Annotated in this window: 16 protein-coding genes; 11 read left to right on the top strand and 5 right to left on the bottom strand. The window is 74.4% G+C overall.

The window, feature by feature from the left end; translation table 11 throughout:
* The coding region (locus WD250_02185) for an HNH endonuclease (protein ID MEX2619005.1) at positions 1-349 on the top strand (349 nt) is incomplete at its 5' end.
* A gap of 161 nt (positions 350-510) precedes the next feature.
* Here the strand turns inward: WD250_02185 and WD250_02180 are convergent.
* Together WD250_02180 and WD250_02175 are read right to left on the bottom strand one after the other, a co-directional pair.
* Positions 511-2,562, bottom strand: coding sequence for a CocE/NonD family hydrolase (locus tag WD250_02180; GenBank protein MEX2619004.1), 2,052 nt, complete (start codon positions 2,560-2,562; stop codon positions 511-513).
* Between the two features lie 10 nt (positions 2,563-2,572).
* Positions 2,573-3,736 (bottom strand): ATP-grasp domain-containing protein, encoded by a 1,164-nt coding sequence (locus tag WD250_02175; protein ID MEX2619003.1) that lies wholly within the window; start codon positions 3,734-3,736, stop codon positions 2,573-2,575.
* A gap of 478 nt (positions 3,737-4,214) precedes the next feature.
* Here WD250_02175 and WD250_02170 point away from each other — a divergent pair, with 478 nt between their 5' ends.
* Positions 4,215-7,514 carry a DEAD/DEAH box helicase gene (locus tag WD250_02170; protein ID MEX2619002.1) on the top strand — a complete coding sequence of 1,100 codons (3,300 nt, stop codon included), beginning with the start codon at positions 4,215-4,217 and terminating at the stop codon, positions 7,512-7,514.
* Positions 7,511-7,846: a hypothetical protein gene (locus WD250_02165; protein MEX2619001.1), complete on the top strand. Its 336-nt coding sequence runs from the start codon at positions 7,511-7,513 to the stop codon at positions 7,844-7,846. Before WD250_02170 ends, WD250_02165 begins: the two co-directional genes overlap by 4 nt.
* A gap of 836 nt (positions 7,847-8,682) precedes the next feature.
* Here the strand turns inward: WD250_02165 and WD250_02160 are convergent.
* Complete coding sequence (locus tag WD250_02160) at positions 8,683-9,561, bottom strand: (2Fe-2S)-binding protein (GenBank protein MEX2619000.1); 879 nt, start codon at positions 9,559-9,561, stop codon at positions 8,683-8,685.
* A 580-nt stretch (positions 9,562-10,141) separates the two neighbouring features.
* Between WD250_02160 and WD250_02155 the strand changes: the two genes are divergently transcribed.
* From WD250_02155 to WD250_02140, 4 genes are all read left to right on the top strand, one after another.
* Entirely contained in the window at positions 10,142-10,309 is a 168-nt protein-coding gene (locus tag WD250_02155) for a hypothetical protein (GenBank protein MEX2618999.1), read from the top strand.
* A complete protein-coding gene (locus WD250_02150) occupies positions 10,306-10,698 on the top strand; it encodes a hypothetical protein (protein MEX2618998.1) in 393 nt (130 codons plus the stop codon). Before WD250_02155 ends, WD250_02150 begins: the two co-directional genes overlap by 4 nt.
* Positions 10,699-10,786: 88 nt before the next feature.
* The gene (locus WD250_02145) at positions 10,787-11,077 is read left to right on the top strand and encodes a hypothetical protein (protein MEX2618997.1); all 291 of its coding nucleotides are present in this window, start codon (positions 10,787-10,789) and stop codon (positions 11,075-11,077) included.
* Positions 11,078-11,080: 3 nt separating this feature from the next.
* Entirely contained in the window at positions 11,081-11,470 is a 390-nt protein-coding gene (locus WD250_02140; GenBank protein ID MEX2618996.1) for a type II toxin-antitoxin system VapC family toxin, read from the top strand.
* Positions 11,471-11,588: 118 nt separating this feature from the next.
* Here WD250_02140 and WD250_02135 read toward each other — a convergent pair whose 3' ends face one another.
* The gene (locus tag WD250_02135) at positions 11,589-11,741 is read right to left on the bottom strand and encodes a hypothetical protein (GenBank protein MEX2618995.1); all 153 of its coding nucleotides are present in this window, start codon (positions 11,739-11,741) and stop codon (positions 11,589-11,591) included.
* A 629-nt stretch (positions 11,742-12,370) separates the two neighbouring features.
* Here WD250_02135 and WD250_02130 point away from each other — a divergent pair.
* The 4 genes from WD250_02130 to WD250_02115 all read left to right on the top strand — a co-directional run bounded on the left by WD250_02130 (position 12,371) and on the right by WD250_02115 (position 14,953).
* Positions 12,371-13,306 (top strand): ATP-binding cassette domain-containing protein, encoded by a 936-nt coding sequence (locus WD250_02130; protein MEX2618994.1) that lies wholly within the window; start codon positions 12,371-12,373, stop codon positions 13,304-13,306.
* Positions 13,303-14,496 (top strand): ABC transporter permease, encoded by a 1,194-nt coding sequence (locus tag WD250_02125; protein ID MEX2618993.1) that lies wholly within the window; start codon positions 13,303-13,305, stop codon positions 14,494-14,496. Before WD250_02130 ends, WD250_02125 begins: the two co-directional genes overlap by 4 nt.
* A gap of 64 nt (positions 14,497-14,560) precedes the next feature.
* The gene (locus WD250_02120) at positions 14,561-14,692 is read left to right on the top strand and encodes a hypothetical protein (GenBank protein MEX2618992.1); all 132 of its coding nucleotides are present in this window, start codon (positions 14,561-14,563) and stop codon (positions 14,690-14,692) included.
* Between the two features lie 18 nt (positions 14,693-14,710).
* The gene (locus tag WD250_02115; protein ID MEX2618991.1) at positions 14,711-14,953 is read left to right on the top strand and encodes a DUF2277 domain-containing protein; all 243 of its coding nucleotides are present in this window, start codon (positions 14,711-14,713) and stop codon (positions 14,951-14,953) included.
* Here WD250_02115 and WD250_02110 read toward each other — a convergent pair.
* Positions 14,921-16,069: GGDEF domain-containing phosphodiesterase (locus WD250_02110; GenBank protein MEX2618990.1), on the bottom strand; the 1,149-nt coding region annotated here is incomplete at its 5' end. The genes WD250_02115 and WD250_02110 overlap by 33 nt on opposite strands.

Here is a 16,069-nt window from a genome sequence, read left to right as displayed (position 1 = left end):
CTGCGGCGCCCCCGCCTCCCACTGCCAACTCCACCACATCGTCTACCGCCGCCGCCACGGCGCCACCATCGTGGCCAACCTCGTCCTCGTCTGCTGGGCCTGCCACCACGACATCCACCACAACCACTGGACCGTCGTGCGCACCGACAACCGCTACACCATCAAACGGCCCGACACCACCCCCACCATCCGCACCACCCACCCCCCACGACCACCACCAGCCCCACCCAGCCCCGCCGGCCCGGCCGACCCCACACTCGGGGCCGACCCGGACGGGCACCCACCCCACCCCGCCGACGCGGGGGAAGCCACTCTCGGGTTCGACCTCGAACTCCAAGACACCGGATAGGGGACCGACGTGGAGCGCACTTCCCCTGACGGAGGGCGCGGCGACCTGCGCGCGACGGCCATCGTGGACGGACTCGAGGCCTTCAGCTCGGACTCGTGGACGTGACGGCGACCGTCGAGCAGCCGCTCGCGCACCTCGTCGGGTGCCTCGGAGTTGTCGCCTCAGAGCAGGTCGCGGGGGATGCGGATGTCCCAGGTCTTCACGAACGCCCGGTTCTGCCCCTCGTAGGCCTCCAGATGCGCGGTGATCACGAACTCCTCGGGCGTGCAGGTGAGGATGGTCCACGTCCGGGTGCGCACGTCCCAGTCACCGCGCACGAACCGACGGACGCTGTCGACCATGCCCCGCACCGACGAGTGGTCACCTTCGCGGTAGGTGTAGCGCTCGGTCGTGGAGCTGTGCAGCTCGAGGTCGATGTCCTCCAGGCGCACCACCCCCTCGTCCTTCACGGTCTCCAGGGTCGACTCCTGGGTGATCATGTCGCGCCGGACCGTCCACTCGTAGCCGCGGGGCGCCAACACCGTCTCCGGCGGCGGCGGTGCGGCCTCGGGTGGGCCGAACGGCTCCTCGGGGGGGTCCTCGTCGACGGATGGGCGCACGGGCAGGAGCACTCGGCTGTTCGCCGGGTTGAGCGTCAGGCTGACCGGGTGGGGTGGCGGCCAGGCGACGGGCCAGTACGAGGTGGAGATCTCCAGCCGGAGTCGGTTGCCGACCGGGAAGCGGTGCGCCACCTCGTTCAGCTGCACCTGCACCCGATACGGCGTGCCCGGCTCGAGGGGGGCTGGGTGCTCGCGCGAGTCCCGCTGGCACAAGTTGAGCAGCCCGTACGTCACCCGGGTCGTGCGGCCGTCGGCGAGCCGGTCGGACAGGCGCACCGCCACCATGGCGACCGGCCGGTCCGAGGAGAGCTCCAGCTCGACGATGGGGGCACCGAGGATCTCCAGGCTCTCGGTGAGCGCGGCGGTGTCGTAGTTCAGCGACCCCCCGTCCTCGTCGCGCTGGTCGGTCGGCAGGTCGGGGGTCGCGGTGAACGAGCACCACTTGCCCGCGTAAAGGCCCACGGACAGCGGCGAGGAGATGCTGTGGGGGATCGCGTCCCCGGCCGGGTGCTCACCGAAGAGCAAGCCACGTGCCCCGGGGTTGGCGAACGTCAGCACGCGCTCGGTGACACGCGGGGACGGCCAGGTCTGCTCCGTGATCCACCGACCGGGACGGTTCCGGATGTCGAGGGCGGGGGCGATGCTGTCCTGCATCCAGGCGGTGAGGGCCGGTTCGTCCTCGACCCCGTTGTCGATGCCCTTCAGCCACCGGTCCCACCAGCGCACGCACTCCTGCAGGAAGCCGATCGCGGGCCCGGGAACCCCCAGGTGCGGGTACTTGTGGCTCCACGGCCCCACCAGCCCCCGGCGCGGGACGTCGAGGTGCTCGATCAGCCGGAAGACCGAGTTGGAGTAGCCGTCGGCCCAGCCCGACACCGCCATGACCGGCACCTGGATCGCCGAGTAGTCCTCGCAGACCGAGCCGTGCTGCCAGTACTCGTCGCGGTGCTGGTGGGACAGCCACGTCTCCAGCCACAGGCCGGAGCCCTCCAGGCGCTCCATCCACATCTCCCGCCACCGCTCGCCCACCAGCGCCGGGTCCGGCGGGCACGAGGTGTTGGCGAACATCGCCGAGCTCCACGACAGGTTGTCGCCGAGCAGGCAGCCGCCCATGTAGTGCACGTCGTCGGCGTAGCGGTCGTCGGTCGAGCAGACCGTGATGACCGCCCCGAGCTCGGGGGGCCGTAGCGCGGCCAGCTGCAGGCCGTTGAACCCGCCCCAGGACTTGCCGATGATGCCGATGCGCCCGTCGCACCAGGGCTGCTCGGCGATCCAGCTGAGCACCGCGAGGCCGTCGTCGAGCTCCCCGGCCAGGTACTCGTCGGTGAGCACGCCCTCGGAGTCGCCCGAGCCGCGGATGTCCACCCGCACGGCCACGTACCCGTGCGCCGCGACGTAGGCGTGGCTGACCTGGTCGCGGTGGCGGGTCCTGTCGCGCTTGCGGTAGGGGATGTACTCGAGCACCGCCGGCACCGGCGCGTCCTCGACGTCGACCGGCTGCCAGCGCCGGGCCGCCAGCTGGATACCGTCGGCCATCGGGATCGTGAAATGCTCGACCTCCGCCACCGTCAACGGCAGGTCGGTGGGATCCACCGGACGCCGCAGGGCGGTCACCGGTGCACCATCAGGCGGTCTCACGGGTCGGGGCGCGGTGCCGGGCGAGCGCGCGCACGACCAGCTCCTCGCACAGCTGGGGGAAGTCGATGCCGTCGGCATGGGCCGAGATCGGATAGCTGCTGGTCGGCGTGAGGCCGGGCAGCGGGTTGACCTCGAAGAATGTGAAGGCGCCGTCGGGGCCCAGGCGGAAGTCCGACCGCGACGACGTGTCGCCGATGTCGAGGAGTCGGTGCACCTCGGCGGTCAGGCGCCGGACCTCTGTGGTCTGCTCCGGGGTGAGGTCGGCGGGGACCCGTTTGCGGGACTCCCCCGGGGTGTACTTGGCTTCGTAGTCGTACAGGTCGCGCTCGGTGATGGTCTCGACGACGCTGAAGACCTGGTCGCCGAGGACGCCGACGGTGAAGTCACGGCCCGGGACGTACGACTCGACCAGGGCGTCCTCGCCCGCCGCTGTGGCCGTCTCCACGGCCTCGGGCAGGTCCGCCGGGTCCTCCACCAGGGTGAGCCCGATCGTCGACCCGCCGCAGACCGGCTTCACGATCCACGGCCCCGGGATCGCCAGCGCGGCCAGGTCCGCGCCCGCGCGGTCGCGCCGGACCCGGTGCCAGGCCGGCGTGGTGATGCCGTGGCCCGCCAGTGCCCGCTTGGTCATGTCCTTGTCGAAGGTCAGCGCGCAGACCGACGCGGGCGGCCCGGTGTAGGCGATGGCGTGGGCGTCCAGGAGGCGCTGGGTGGCGCCGGACTCGCCCTCGTCGCCGAAGACGGTGATGAACACCACGTCGGCCTGCTGCAGGATCGCCAGCAGGCCTGGCGCGAGCACCCCGTCCTGCTGGCGGGCGCGGACCTGCGCCAGCGCCTCCAGGTCGGGGGGCGCCACGGCGATCGGCGCCACGGGCTTGTCGGAGAGGTCCGCGACGTCGACCTCGGCGGTGAGGTACGCCGCGTCGGGCGGCTGGCCGGGCACCACCGGCGGGGAGGCCGAGTCGACCTGGGCGACGGCATGGCCCAGGCCGCGCAACGCCGCCGTCACCGCCACCCCCGAGGACAGCGACACGTTGCGCTCGGTGTTCGCCCCGCCGGTCAGCACCGCGATCCGCAGCGGGGCGCCGGGCGCGGCACCGCGGGCGCCGGCACCGCCGACGTCCATGGGGTCTGCGGGAGGGGCGGGCATGGTGTCAGGTGGCCTCAGCGATTCGACTGTCGGGACCGGCATGGGACCGGCATGGGACCGGCATGGGACCGGCTTGGGGCGGGCTTGGGATCGGCTTGGGAGCCGGGCTCGGAGCAGGGTCTTGGTGGCCGGGTGTGGAACCGAGCGCCGGCCGACGGCATCATGCTACTCAGGAGGCCGGCGCGCGGTCGGGATCCGGCCCGGGCCGCACGACGGTCGCGCGCGTACTCGCGCGGGCGCCGGGGTAACCTGCGGACGGACGGGGGCACGGCTTGCGGATGATCGCCCACGAGAGGGTAGAGTAGGAGACGTCTCACACCGACTGTCGACCTCGTTCGACGGGGTCCGGTCGGTGAGCGATGGGTAGGCCCGCGGGAGCCATCCGACAAACGGGATGGACGGGGCCGGACGGTCACGGCGCGCCCTGAAGCGCGTGGCCGGCGCACCGGTGACCCGTGTCCCCGACCCAAATGGTCGCGTGGAGAAGGGAAAGACGATCAGCACCAGCACGCAGGCAAGGCCGCTGTCGGCCCAGGACTTCCGCCGGCTCGCCCAGGCGCACGTCGACGGGCGCGCGTCGGAGTCCGACGCGGAGATCCTCGACGCGCACGAGGACGAGTGGGTCGACGCGCTCGAGTGGCTGCTCCGCGACGCCGACGCCGCACTGAAGCGGGTGCGCGCGAACGTCACCGGCCCCGAACGCGACCTCGTCATCGCCGACTTCTCCGACGAGCGCGAACGCATCGCCAGCGCCCTCACGGCCCTGACCGGTGACGCCCCCGCGCCGCCCGCCGAGGAGGACGAGCGCTCTGCGCGGCCCGTGCCCGACGAGCCCGACGCGCCATCCCCGCCGGCGCCGCCCGCTGAGCCCCGGGTCACCCGGCTGCAGCTGTCGTGGACCCCCGGGCACGTGGTGGCGTGGGCCGGCGGCGAGCGCGCCGAGGTCGAGCCCGCCGCTGCCGTGCTCGACCGGCTGCGGGCCGCCGACGCCGGCGCCGACGCGTGGGCGCCGCACGGTCCGGTACGGCTGCCCGACGGCGTGAGCGCCGAGTCGGTGGCGGTGCCGATCACGGCGATCCTCGGCTGGCTGGTGGCCCTCGACGGCAGCAGCGACGACGACGCCCTGGGCGTCAGCGCCGCGTGGCTCGGGTCGGCGGCCCGCTTGGCGGTGCGCCTGGTCGCGCAGGGGCGCATGGTCCCCCAGCTGGAGAAGGCGACCCGCGACGGCGCCACCGCCACCAGCGGCAACGGCCGGGGCGGTCGCTCCCCCTTCGCCGTGCGCTGGGTGCCGGCGTTGATCGACCCCGACGAGCTGGGCGCCCTGAGCCGCTCCCGCCCTGGGGCCGTGGCCGCGCCACGCAACAGCGGGCAGGACGCCAAGACGTTCACCGAGGCCGTGGTCGGCGACTTCGTCGACGCGATCTGCCGGGACGCGGCCGGGCGCATCGAGGTGCCGGCCGCCCCGCCGGACCCCCGCTCCGAGCAGGAGGTCGCCGAGGCCGTCCTCGCGCTGCTCGACGGCAGCGCCTTCGAGGCGCCCGAGCAGCACGGCGCCGAGCTGCGCCGGGGCCTGCGCCGCTGGGGCAAGGCGGTCGCCGGGCCCGCCGGCATCCGCCTCGTCGTCCAGCTCGACCCGCCCGACGAGGGCGACGCCTGGTACCTGCGCACCCTGACCGGTGAGAGCGGCGGCAAGCAGTCCCGGGTCGAGGCCGCCATGTCCAACGTGTCCACCGGTCGGCGCGAGCTCATCAAGCGCGAGCTCGACCGCCTGGAGACCCTCTACCCGCCGCTGTGCCGCGGGAAGGCCACCCGCCGGGGCGAGGTCATCCTCAGCCAGGAGGAGGCCTGGGAGCTGATGACCAACGCCGGCACCGTGCTGCAGGCCGCGGGGTTCGAGGTGCGGGTGCCGCCGCTGTCGCGCCGCAAGCCGTCACCGGGGCTGCGCCTCACCTCCCTGGAGACGCAGGAGTCGGTCGTGGGCGCGCAGCAGCTGACGACGGTGCGCTGGTCCGCGGTCTTCGACGAGGTCGAGCTCACCGCCGGCGACATCACCCGCCTCGCGTCCGAGGCCCGTCCCCTCATCAAGGCCCACGGCCGGTGGGTGGAGCTCGACCACGCCGACCTTGAAGCCGCCGCCGAGGCGCTCGCGCAGCGCGCGGACCGCACCCAGCTCTCCGGCGCGGAGATGCTGCGCCACGCCCTCGGGCTGGATGGGCCGTCGCTGTCCGGCGGGATCAGCGTGGCCGGCAGGGGGTGGGCCGCCGACCTCATCACCAGCGCCGGCAAGATCACCGAGGAGCCGGAGCCCAGGCCCGAGGGCTTCGCGGGCGAGCTGCGCGCCTACCAGGCCGAGGCGCTGGCGTGGCTGGGGTTCCTGGCCGACGCCGGGCTCGGCGGCTGCCTGGCCCTGGACATGGGGCTCGGCAAGACCCCGGTCATGCTGGCGCACCTGCGGGCTGCGGCGGGGGACAAGCCCGCCCTGGTCGTGGCGCCGCCCGCGGTCGTCGGCAACTGGGCGGCCGAGGCCCGCCGGTTCGTGCCCGACCTGCGCGTGGTGGTGCACCACGGGGCGCGGCGCACGGGGCAGGCCGACCTGGCCGACGAGGTCGCCGGCGCCGACGTGCTGCTCACCACCTACGGGACCGCGGTCCGCGACATCGACGGGCTGGCGGCGATCGACTGGAGCACCCTCGTGCTCGACGAGGCGCAGGTCATCAAGAACCCGGCCAGCGACACCGCGCAGCAGCTGCGGCGGCTGGACGCCCGCACCCGTGTGGCGCTCACCGGCACGCCCATCGAGAACGGCCTCGGCGACCTGTGGGCCCTGCTGGACTTCACCAACCCGGGCCTGGTCGGGGACCGGGCCACGTTCGTCGCGCAGCTGTCGCGCACCGCCGAGGGTCGCAGCAGCGCCGAGCAGGCGCTGCGCACCCTCAACGGGGTGCTGGTGTTCCGCCGGACCAAGGTGGAGCCGATCATCGCCGCGGAGCTGCCCGACCGCATCGACGTCCTCGACCACTGCCCGATGACCCCCGAGCAGATCGGGCTGTACCAGGCGGTGCTCGACGACCTCGTCGCCGAGGGCGCCGACGAGGACACCCCGCAGCGCAAGGGCGCGGTGCTCGCCGCGATCACCGCGCTGAAGCAGATCTGCAACCACCCGGCCGCCTACACCGACCGCGAGAGCGAGCTGGCGGGCCGGTCGGGCAAGCTCGCGCGCCTCGAGGGCATCGTCGACAGCGCCTTCGAGGCGGGGGAGCGGGTGCTCGTCTTCACCCACTTCGCGTCGTGGGGCGAGCAGCTCGCCGCGCACCTCAGCGGGCGCACCGGCTACGCGATCGACTGCTACCACGGCGGTCTGTCCCGCACCGCCCGGGACCGGATGGTCGAGCAGTTCCAGGAGGGTCAGGGCCCGGGGGCGCTCGTGTTGTCGCTCAAGGCCGGTGGCACCGGGCTGAACCTTACCGCGGCCAGCCACGTCGTCCTGTACGACCGGTGGTGGAACCCCGCGGTGGAGGACCAGGCCCGCGACCGGGCGTGGCGCATCGGCCAGACCAAGACGGTCGTGTGCCATCGGCTGGTGTGCCCCGGCACCGTCGACGAGCGCGTCGAGGAGGTCGTCGCCGGCAAGCGGCGCATCGCCGACCTGGTCCTTCCCGAGTCCAGCTCGCTCGGCGACCTCGACAGCGAGCAGCTGCGTACGGCGCTCGGCCTGGACCCCGACGAGGTGCTCACCGAGGAGACGTTGGCGGACGACGCCGAGGAGGTGGCGGCATGAGCCGGTCACGCAAGCGACGCAGCAAGTCGGGCGGCCAGGCGCCGCGGGGCAACCGCGGGCGCGGCGGGCGCAAGGGCAACGCGAGCCCCTCGCCCGCCGGCTTCTGGGGCAGCCCGACGACGCTGCCGCCCGCCCGCAACGACGTGCGCATCTCCCCCGACCCGGCCGCCACCGTGCGGTCGCTCGGGCCCCCGCCCCTGCCCGGGCACGAGGTGGTCGCCGAGCACTACTTCGCCGCGGTCTACGACCGCGCGGTCACGATCGCCGGGGCCCTGGCCGCCGTCGGCGGGATGATCGAACCCGAGGAGCTGCAGGACCGCGACGCCGGCTGAGCGATGGCCCCGGGGGTCTCCGGCAGGCGCAGCGGCGCGTCGCGCAGCACCCCGGAGGGAGACCGCCCCGGGCCCCCACCCCGAGCTCGTCGACCAGCAGCCGACGGCAGTCGACGAACGCGGTGAGCGCCCCCGCCCGGTCCCCGCCGGCCATGTGGGCGGCCATCAGGCAGCGGTGCGCCGCCTCCCGCAGCGGCTCCGGTACGACCGCCTCCTCGGCGGCCGCCACGGCCTGGGCGGCGTCCCCGAGCCCGGCGCCGGCCACGCTGCGCACCACGAGGGCGCGCAGATGGACGCCCCGCAGCGTCCGGCGCACCCCCTCGACCCAGCTGCCCTCCTCGCCGGCCAGCAACGGCCGCGCGGCGACGCCACCACGTCCAGGCAGGCGCGCACGGTGCTGACCGTCCCCCGCAGGGCCGGCTGCCACGTGGGCGGCAGCTCGCCGGACCACAACACGTCCGCCAGCTCGTCACGGGGGACCGGGCGCCGGCGCTCGATCGTCAGCAGCGCCAGGGCCACACGCGCGCGCCGCCCTCGCAGGTCGCTCTGGCCCACCCGCCCCGCGGGGCTCTCGATGCCCACGTCGCCGGCAAGGGTGATCTGCAACGCTGGCCCCTGAACGCTGCGGTCAACCTTGCACGGCTTGCCGTGCCCTCGCCCGGGAGTGGCCCGGCAGAGGTCAACTGTGAACGGCGAGCCGCGTGTGAGACCGATGGAGCGCAAGCTCCCGACGCAGGTGGCCGTGACCGGTCAACCCACCACGGGCATCCGCCCGGTCACAGTGGGACCGCCACCCCGCAAGAGGTGGCTGCTTGATGGGAGAGACAAACGCTCCCTCAGTGTGCAACGGGTGCGGTGCAAGACCCCCGATCACGGGGGGTCTCCTCCTGCAGGTAGGCACGGAGCCGCTGGCGCCGGCTGGCGTCGGTGCGCAGCGGGCAGGTGGTGCAGTAGCCGTCGCCGTCGCGGTCAGGGTCGGCGACGGTGCGGTAGTGCAGGCAGCAGGTGCCGCGAACGGCGAACAGCTCGCCGGCCTGCGCGCAGTGCACGGGGAAGGGCCGTGGCCGGGGCGGCGGCCGGTCGGCGGCGAGACGGTCGATGAGCCTGGCGGCGTCCTGCCAGGCCGCCTGGCGGTCGCGGAGCAGGCGGCGGGCCAGCCACAGGGCCCGGTTGGCGAGGCTGTCGGCCAGGCCGCCCCACAGTGCCGGCAGCCCAACCGGCAGGACGCTGGCGAGCACGCGCAGCAGCGGTTCCAAAGTCGCCAGCCGCTCCGAGAGTCCCTCGACCAGCACGTGGTAGGTCGAGGCCACGACGGTGCCGGTCTGCCCGGCGGCGGGGTCGTCGGCGAGCACGGCGACCGCCGGAGCGCCGTCCACGCCGACGGCGTCGATCCAGCCCTTGGCGTGGCGGCGGACCAGGATCGCGTGGGGTGCGACCAGGGGCAGCCGACGATCGGCCCACACCGGCAGCGCCCACACGTCCACGGCGGCGTCGGCGACCCAGCCGCCCAGGAAGGCCGCGGCGGCCCGCCGGTCACCGTGGGAGGCGGTCAGCTCGCGGTGCCAGGCGGCGACCGCCGTGGCGTCGACCAGATCGGTGAGGCGACACCAACCCGGCTCGAGGGGCGGGCCGACCCGGTAGGTGAGGTCCCCGTCGAGGGCGTTGAGGCGGCCGGCCGTGGCCGCTAGCGGACTGGTGTCCACCCGTCTGGCCACGGTGGCCGCTCGGGGTGACCCACCGGGTTGCTGCGCCGGGCTCACGGTCGTTGCCGCGGGGCAGTCCGAGCCACGGACATGTCCCGAGTTCCGTTGCCGGGGCGCCGGGTGCTGCGGCGGCGGCCTCGGCCGACAAGGGTTCGACCGTCAGCGCGTCGGGCGCCGTCGGGGACGGCGGCGCCAGCCCGAGCGCACGCAGCAGCGTGGACGTGCCGCAGGCGTTGGGTTCGCAGATCACACGCGCCTGCCTCTCGGGCAGCTCCATCGACAGGTCGCGCACGACAGGCTCGCCGCCACCGTGCGCGTCGCCCCCGCCGCCTCGTGCGGTGGCGAACCGGCAGAGCCCGACGAGCCCGCACACCCCGCCAGCAATGACAGGCCGACCGCGGTCGCGACCACCCCCCCAGGATCGCCATGGTGCTGACTCCTCTCCAGTCGACGCGGGTCAACGTGCAGCGCTGTTGGCGCAAACCGGCTCCCCGCCAAACGGCCCGACGCGCTGCCAGCCGTCCAACCGGGAGTTGACAAGAGGTCATACTGTTAGGTGAGCCTAACCGAACTTCTACTAGGAGCGCAATCCATGCGCCGAACCACCGACTCGGCCCGCACCGGGGTCAACCGCCGGCTGCTCGTGACGTGCGTGCCCAGCATCCCCTGCGCACTCGAACAGCTCGTGCCGCTCCCGGCCAGGGCCGTCGACGAGGACCCGACCACCGCGGCCACGCCCGCTGCGGCGGTCGGCAGATGACCCGCAGGGCAGGGGGCGCGGCGGCACTGGCCGGGGTCCAGGTCGCCCCCGGCTGCGTACATGTGGACCTGCTCACCGACCATGGCGTGGCCAGCGTCACCCTCCCGCTGGACCCGGCAGCCCACCAGGCGCTGCCGGCCGTCCTGGCCCTGCACGCCCACGGCCGGACCTGCCCCGGGCAGACCGACGTGCACGTCGGTCTGCGGGTGCGCACCCTCGACGTGCTCGGTGCCGGCCCGCCGCAGCTGGTGGTGCGCGCCGACGCCAACCCTGCGGTGGTCCTGCGCATCGGGGGCACCGCCGGCACAGACGTGGCGCTCGGAACCCTCGATGCCTGCTCCCTGCTGTGCTCCGGCCGCCTGCCGGTCACGGTCGAACCCGCGGGCTGACCCCGAGGCCGTCCTCGCCCACGGCGGCTGTGGGGCGGCCGCATCCTGACGAGGGCGGCGACCCGCTCTATGTGCTACCATGTCACACATGGAGCGGATCGGTGTGCGCGAGCTGCGACGCGACGCCAGCCGGTGGCTGGCGAGAGTGCGAGCGGGCGAGACGTTCGTGGTCACCGACCGCGGCGACCCGATCGCCCAGCTCGGCCCGCTCCCCGAACGCCGGGGCTGGGCGGCGCTGGTGGCCGACGGGCGCATCGTCACCGGGCGGGGACGGCCGCTGCGCGAGGTGCTGAAGGCGCTCGAGACCGACGTACCCGAAGCGCTCGACGAGGCGTCCCTGTCCGAGGCGCTCGCCGCGCTGCGTGCCGAGGAGCGCTGACCGGTGGGGGTGCTCTACGTCGACACCTCCGCCCTCGTGAAGCTGGTGCGCACCGAAGCCGAATCTGGCGCGCTGGTGTCGTTCCTGGCCGAGCGCCGCTGGGTCATCGGCGACCTGCACCGCGCCGAGCTCCGGCGCGCCGTCCGGCGCGCCGGACCGCAGACCAGCGCCCGAGCCGACCGCCTCCTGGCCGAGCTCGACACGATCGTGCTCGACGGGTCGATGCTTGATGCTGCCGGACGCCTCGACCCGGCGGCGCTGCGCACGCTCGACGCCATCCACCTGGCCTGCGCCCGCACCCTGGACGTCGACCTCGCCGGCGTCGTCACCTATGACGAACGCCTCGGTGATGCGGCCCGCCACCACGGGATCCGGACGTTCACACCCTGCTGAGGCGGGGCCACGCAGGCCCGAGCAACTGGGCCGAACCGTGGATCTGGGACCATCGCGCCGGCCCGACCCGTCTTGACGTCGACACGCAGTGTGCCGGCGCCGAGCCTCTGGGCGTTCGTCACGGGTGTGCTCCGCGCTCGTGGGGTCCCGGTGGCAGATCGGGGTGGTAGGCGCGGCTGGCCAGCCAGTGCTCCCACAGGCGCGCGTAGGTCTCGCTGCGGGTGACGAGGGCGCCGTGGGGGCCGGCGGCCACGACGGCGCCGGCGTCCATGACCACGACCCGGTCGGCTCGGGCGGCGGCGTCGAGCCGGTGGGCGATGGTGATGACGGTGCGCCCGGCCAGCGCGCGGGCCAGCTGGGCTTCGGTCCGGACCTCGGCACAACCGGGGGATCATCGCCATCAACGAGCTGCCCGACCTGGCGGAGCGCATCCAGGTGGCCCTGCTGAACGCTGTACCCGCGCACCTGGACGTCGCGCTCCTCCATGACGGCGGGTCGACCCGGGCGGGGCGGCGCCGGCCCCTCTGGGCCATGGCGGCGGCCGGCGACGTGGCGGCCGTTGCGTTGACGGCGTCGGCGGGGGCGCAGGTGGCCGACCCGGCGGCGCACGTCGGGCTTCCGCAACCTCGCGATCGCGCACCGGGGCGACCAGCGCGGCAACACCAGCGCTTCCTTCCCCGGCACGCCCGGTCACTTCTCCGACGGCATCGACTGCGCCGGCTCGGCGCTGCTCGGGGTGGCCGGTCCGTATCCGCGGCCGGCCACGGTCGGCTTCCCGGGGGTCGTCCCAGGGGATGAGGGCCAAGATCCCCCCATGGGGGGACGCCGGACCGGCGGCCTGGCCGCAGCCTGGGCGGGGCCCGGGCGGGACTCTGCCTGGGCACGCCTGGGAGGTGCCCGGTGCTGGAGCTGAAGGGTCTCGCGAAGCGCTACGGCGAGGTGGTGGCGCTCGACGGGCTGTCGCTGACGGCGCGGCCCGGGCGCCTGCTCGGGTTCCTGGGGCCCAACGGCGCCGGCAAGACCACGGCCATGCGGGCGGTGTTCGGCCTGGTGCGGCTCGCCGAGGGGTCGGTGGCCTGGCATGGCCAGCCCGTCGGCAGCCGGGAGCGCATGAGCTTCGGGTACATGCCCGAGCAGCGGGGTCTGTACCCGCGCATGGCGGCGGGCGCGCAGCTGACCTACCTGGCCAGGCTGCGGGGCGTGGCACGCGACGAGGCCGCGCGGGCCGCCCAGCGGTGGCTCGACGACCTGGGACTGGCTGACCGGGCGGGCGACGCCGTCTCCCAGCTGTCGCACGGCAACCAGCAACGGGTGCAGCTGGCCGCCGCTCTCGTGCACGAACCGGCGCTGCTGGTCCTCGACGAGCCGTTCAGCGGCCTGGATCCCCTCGGCGTCGAGGCGATGAGCGAGGTGCTGCGCACCGGGGCGCGCGGCGGGGCCACCGTGGTCTTCTCCAGCCACCAGCTGGACCTCGTCGAGGAGCTGTGCGACGACGTGGTGATCATCGCGGCCGGCCGGGACCGCACGGCCGGCACGCTCGAGGAGGTTCGCGCGGCCGGCAGCTACCGGCGGGTGACAATCCGCCTGGCCGGCGGTGCGGCGGTCGACCCGCCGGCGGGCACCGAGCTGGTCGACCGGCGCAACGGGGTGACGCGCCTGCGCGTGCCCGCCGACACCGACGCCCGCACGCTGCTGGACCGCCTGGCCCCGCAGGGGCGGGTGGAGCGCTTCTCCCTGGAGCCCCCGGCGCTGTCGGAGGTGTTCCGCGACGTGGTGGGCGCGAGCATCGCCGACCTGGAGGGCGCGGCCGGCGCGGTCGTGGAGGCTTCGACATGAGCGGCCCGCAGATCGTCTGGCTGATCATCCGGCGGGAGGCCACGGACCGCCTGCGTAGCAAGGTCTACGTGTACGGCACGCTCGCCGTGACGGTGGCCATGGCCGGGCTGGTGCTCTACGCCGGTCTCAGCGCCGACGAGCCCGCGCGCTACGAGGTCGGCGTGGTCGGCGCGGTGCCCACCGGCTTCGACGAGGTGCTGGCCGCGGGCGCGGCCGGGCAGGACGTCGAGGTCGAGCTGGCCGAGCTCGCCGACCGGGAGGCGGCGGCCGCCGCGATCACCGCCGGCGAAGTCGACGCGGTGCTGCTCGACGCCACCGAGCTCATGGCCGACGGCTTCCCCGACGCGCAGCTGGCCACCCTCGTGGAGACGGCGCTGCACCAGGCGGCCACCGCCGCCGACCTCGAAGCCGCCGGCCTGAGCGACGAGCAGCTGGCCGTGGCGATGACCCCGCCCCCGCCGCTCGACGTCGTCGACCCGGACGGCACGCAGGACGAGGACGGCGCCTTCGGTGCGGGCATGGTCGGCTTCGCCTCGACCTTGCTGCTGTTCCTCGCCCTGTCCGTCAACGCCGGCTCCCTGCTGACCGGCGCGGTCGAGGAGAAGTCCAGCCGGGTCATCGAGGTGCTGCTGGGCAGCGTCCGGCCCTGGCAGCTGCTCACCGCGAAGATCACGGCGATGACGGCGCTGGCGCTCGGTCAGATCGCCGTCCTGGTCGGTGCGGTCCTCGCCGCCAACGCGGTGGCCGACACCGTCGAGCTGCCGCCCGCGACTGCGGCGACGGTCGTGGTGGCGCTGGTGATGCTCGTGCTCGGGTTCGTGTTCTTCGCCGCGCTGTACACCGTGGCCGGATCCCTGGCCGCCAACGCCGAGGATGCCCAGGGCAGCGCGGGGCCGCTGAACTTCATCCTCATCGGAACCTACTTCGCGGTCGTCTTCGCCGTCCTGCCCGATCCCGGCGGCGTGGGGGCGCAGGTGCTGACCTACCTGCCCCCGACCGCGCCGTTCACCGTGCCCGCGCGGGTCGCGTTCGACGTGATCCCGCTGTGGCAGGTGGTGGCCTCCTGCACCGTGACGCTGGCCGGCACGGTGGCCACCGTCGCACTGGCCGGGCGCCTGTACTCCGCGTCGCTGCTGGCCGGTGGCAAGCTCACGTGGCGCGAGGCATGGCAGGGCGAACCGGTCGGCTGAGATCGTCGGGCCGGTCCCCACGAGGCATACTGCAGGGCACCCCCCGAACCGAGGAGACGCGAGCATGAGCACCGAGGACACGCCGGACGGTCGGTCCGGCCCCGACAACAGCCTGCGCAACTTCACCTTCGGCCTGCTCGCGGTGTCGGCCGTGGTGATCGTGATCATGTACCTCCTGCAGACCTCGGCCGGGTAGCCGGGTCCCGGTCACGTCATGTGTCGCAGCATCCAGCAGCTGCGCGGCGCGGACCCGCCGGCCAGCGACGCCGAGGTCCGCGACGCCGCCGTGCAGTACGTCCGCAAGGTCAGCGGCTACCGCAGCCCGGCGAAGGTCAACGAGGACGCGTTCGCCGCGGCGGTCGACGACATCGCCGCGGTGACCCGACGGCTGCTCGACGGCCTGGTGGTCGCGCCGGGCTCCCGGTCACCCGTGCCGGTGCAGCGGCGGGTGCGCTGACGGCGAGGCGGCCACGGCGTCGCGCTCACGGCGCGGTCGCCCGCTGAGCTGCGCGCCGCCGATCACGCCGGCGGGGCGCGGCCGGCCGAGCAGCCACCCCTGGCCGAGGGCGCACCCCAGCTCGCGCAGGGCGTCGAGTTGCGCGGCGGTCTCGATGCCCTCGCCCACCACCTGGGCTCCGAGGTGGCCGGCCATGCTGACGATGGCGGCCACGATGGCGCGGTTGTCGACGGCGACGTCGAGGTCGGTCGTGAACGAGGTGTCGATCTTGATGAAGTCGAACGGCACCTGCTGCAGGTGGGTCAGCGACGAGTACCCGGTCCCGAAGTCGTCCAGCGCGATGCGCAGGCCCTGCAGCCGGAGGGCGCCCAGCGTCTGCAGGCCGGTCCCGGTGACGTCGAGCGCGGCGTGCTCGGTCACCTCCAGGACCACCTGCGCGGCCGCGACCCCGGTGTCGGCGAGGATGCCCGCGACGCGGGCGGGCATGCGCGGGTCCAGGAGCTCACGCGCCGAGACGTTGACGAACATGGTGAGCGGGTCGTGCGCGGGCGCGGAGGCGTTCCAGCGGGCCAGCTGCCCGCAGGCCTCGCGCAGCACCCACGCGCCCAGCGCACCGACGGTGCCGGTGGCCTCGGCGGCGCTCACCGCCTCGACGGGGGAGATGGCCCCGAGGTCCGGGTGGTCCCAGCGCAGGAGCGCCTCGAAGCCGACCGTGCCCCGGGGCTCGAGCGCGACGACGGGCTGGTACTCCAGGCGCAGGCCGCCGGTCTGCAGCGCGTCGACGAGGTCCGCCTCCAGCTGCCGGCGCCGCTGCAGACGCGCCCCGAGCGTGACGCCGTAGATCTCGTAGGCGTAGCCGCCCCGCTGCTTCGCCTGGTACATCGCGGCGTCGGCCTCGGCCAGCAGCGCCTCCGCCCCCGCGCCGCCGGCGGTGTGCAGCGTCAGCCCGATGCTCGCCCCCACCTGGGCCGGTCCCCCCGCCAGGGCGAAGGGCTCGCTCAGCACCGCGATCAGCCGCTCCGCGAGCCGGACGGCGCCGCGCTGACCGATGCGCTCGCACACCAGGACGAACTCGTCGCCGGCGAGGCGCGCGAGGAGGTCGTCCGGCCGGGGGGG

Source organism: Egibacteraceae bacterium (genome assembly GCA_040905805.1).
Taxonomy (GTDB): domain Bacteria; phylum Actinomycetota; class Nitriliruptoria; order Euzebyales; family Egibacteraceae; genus DATLGH01.
This window is presented reverse-complemented; position numbering and strand designations above follow the sequence as displayed.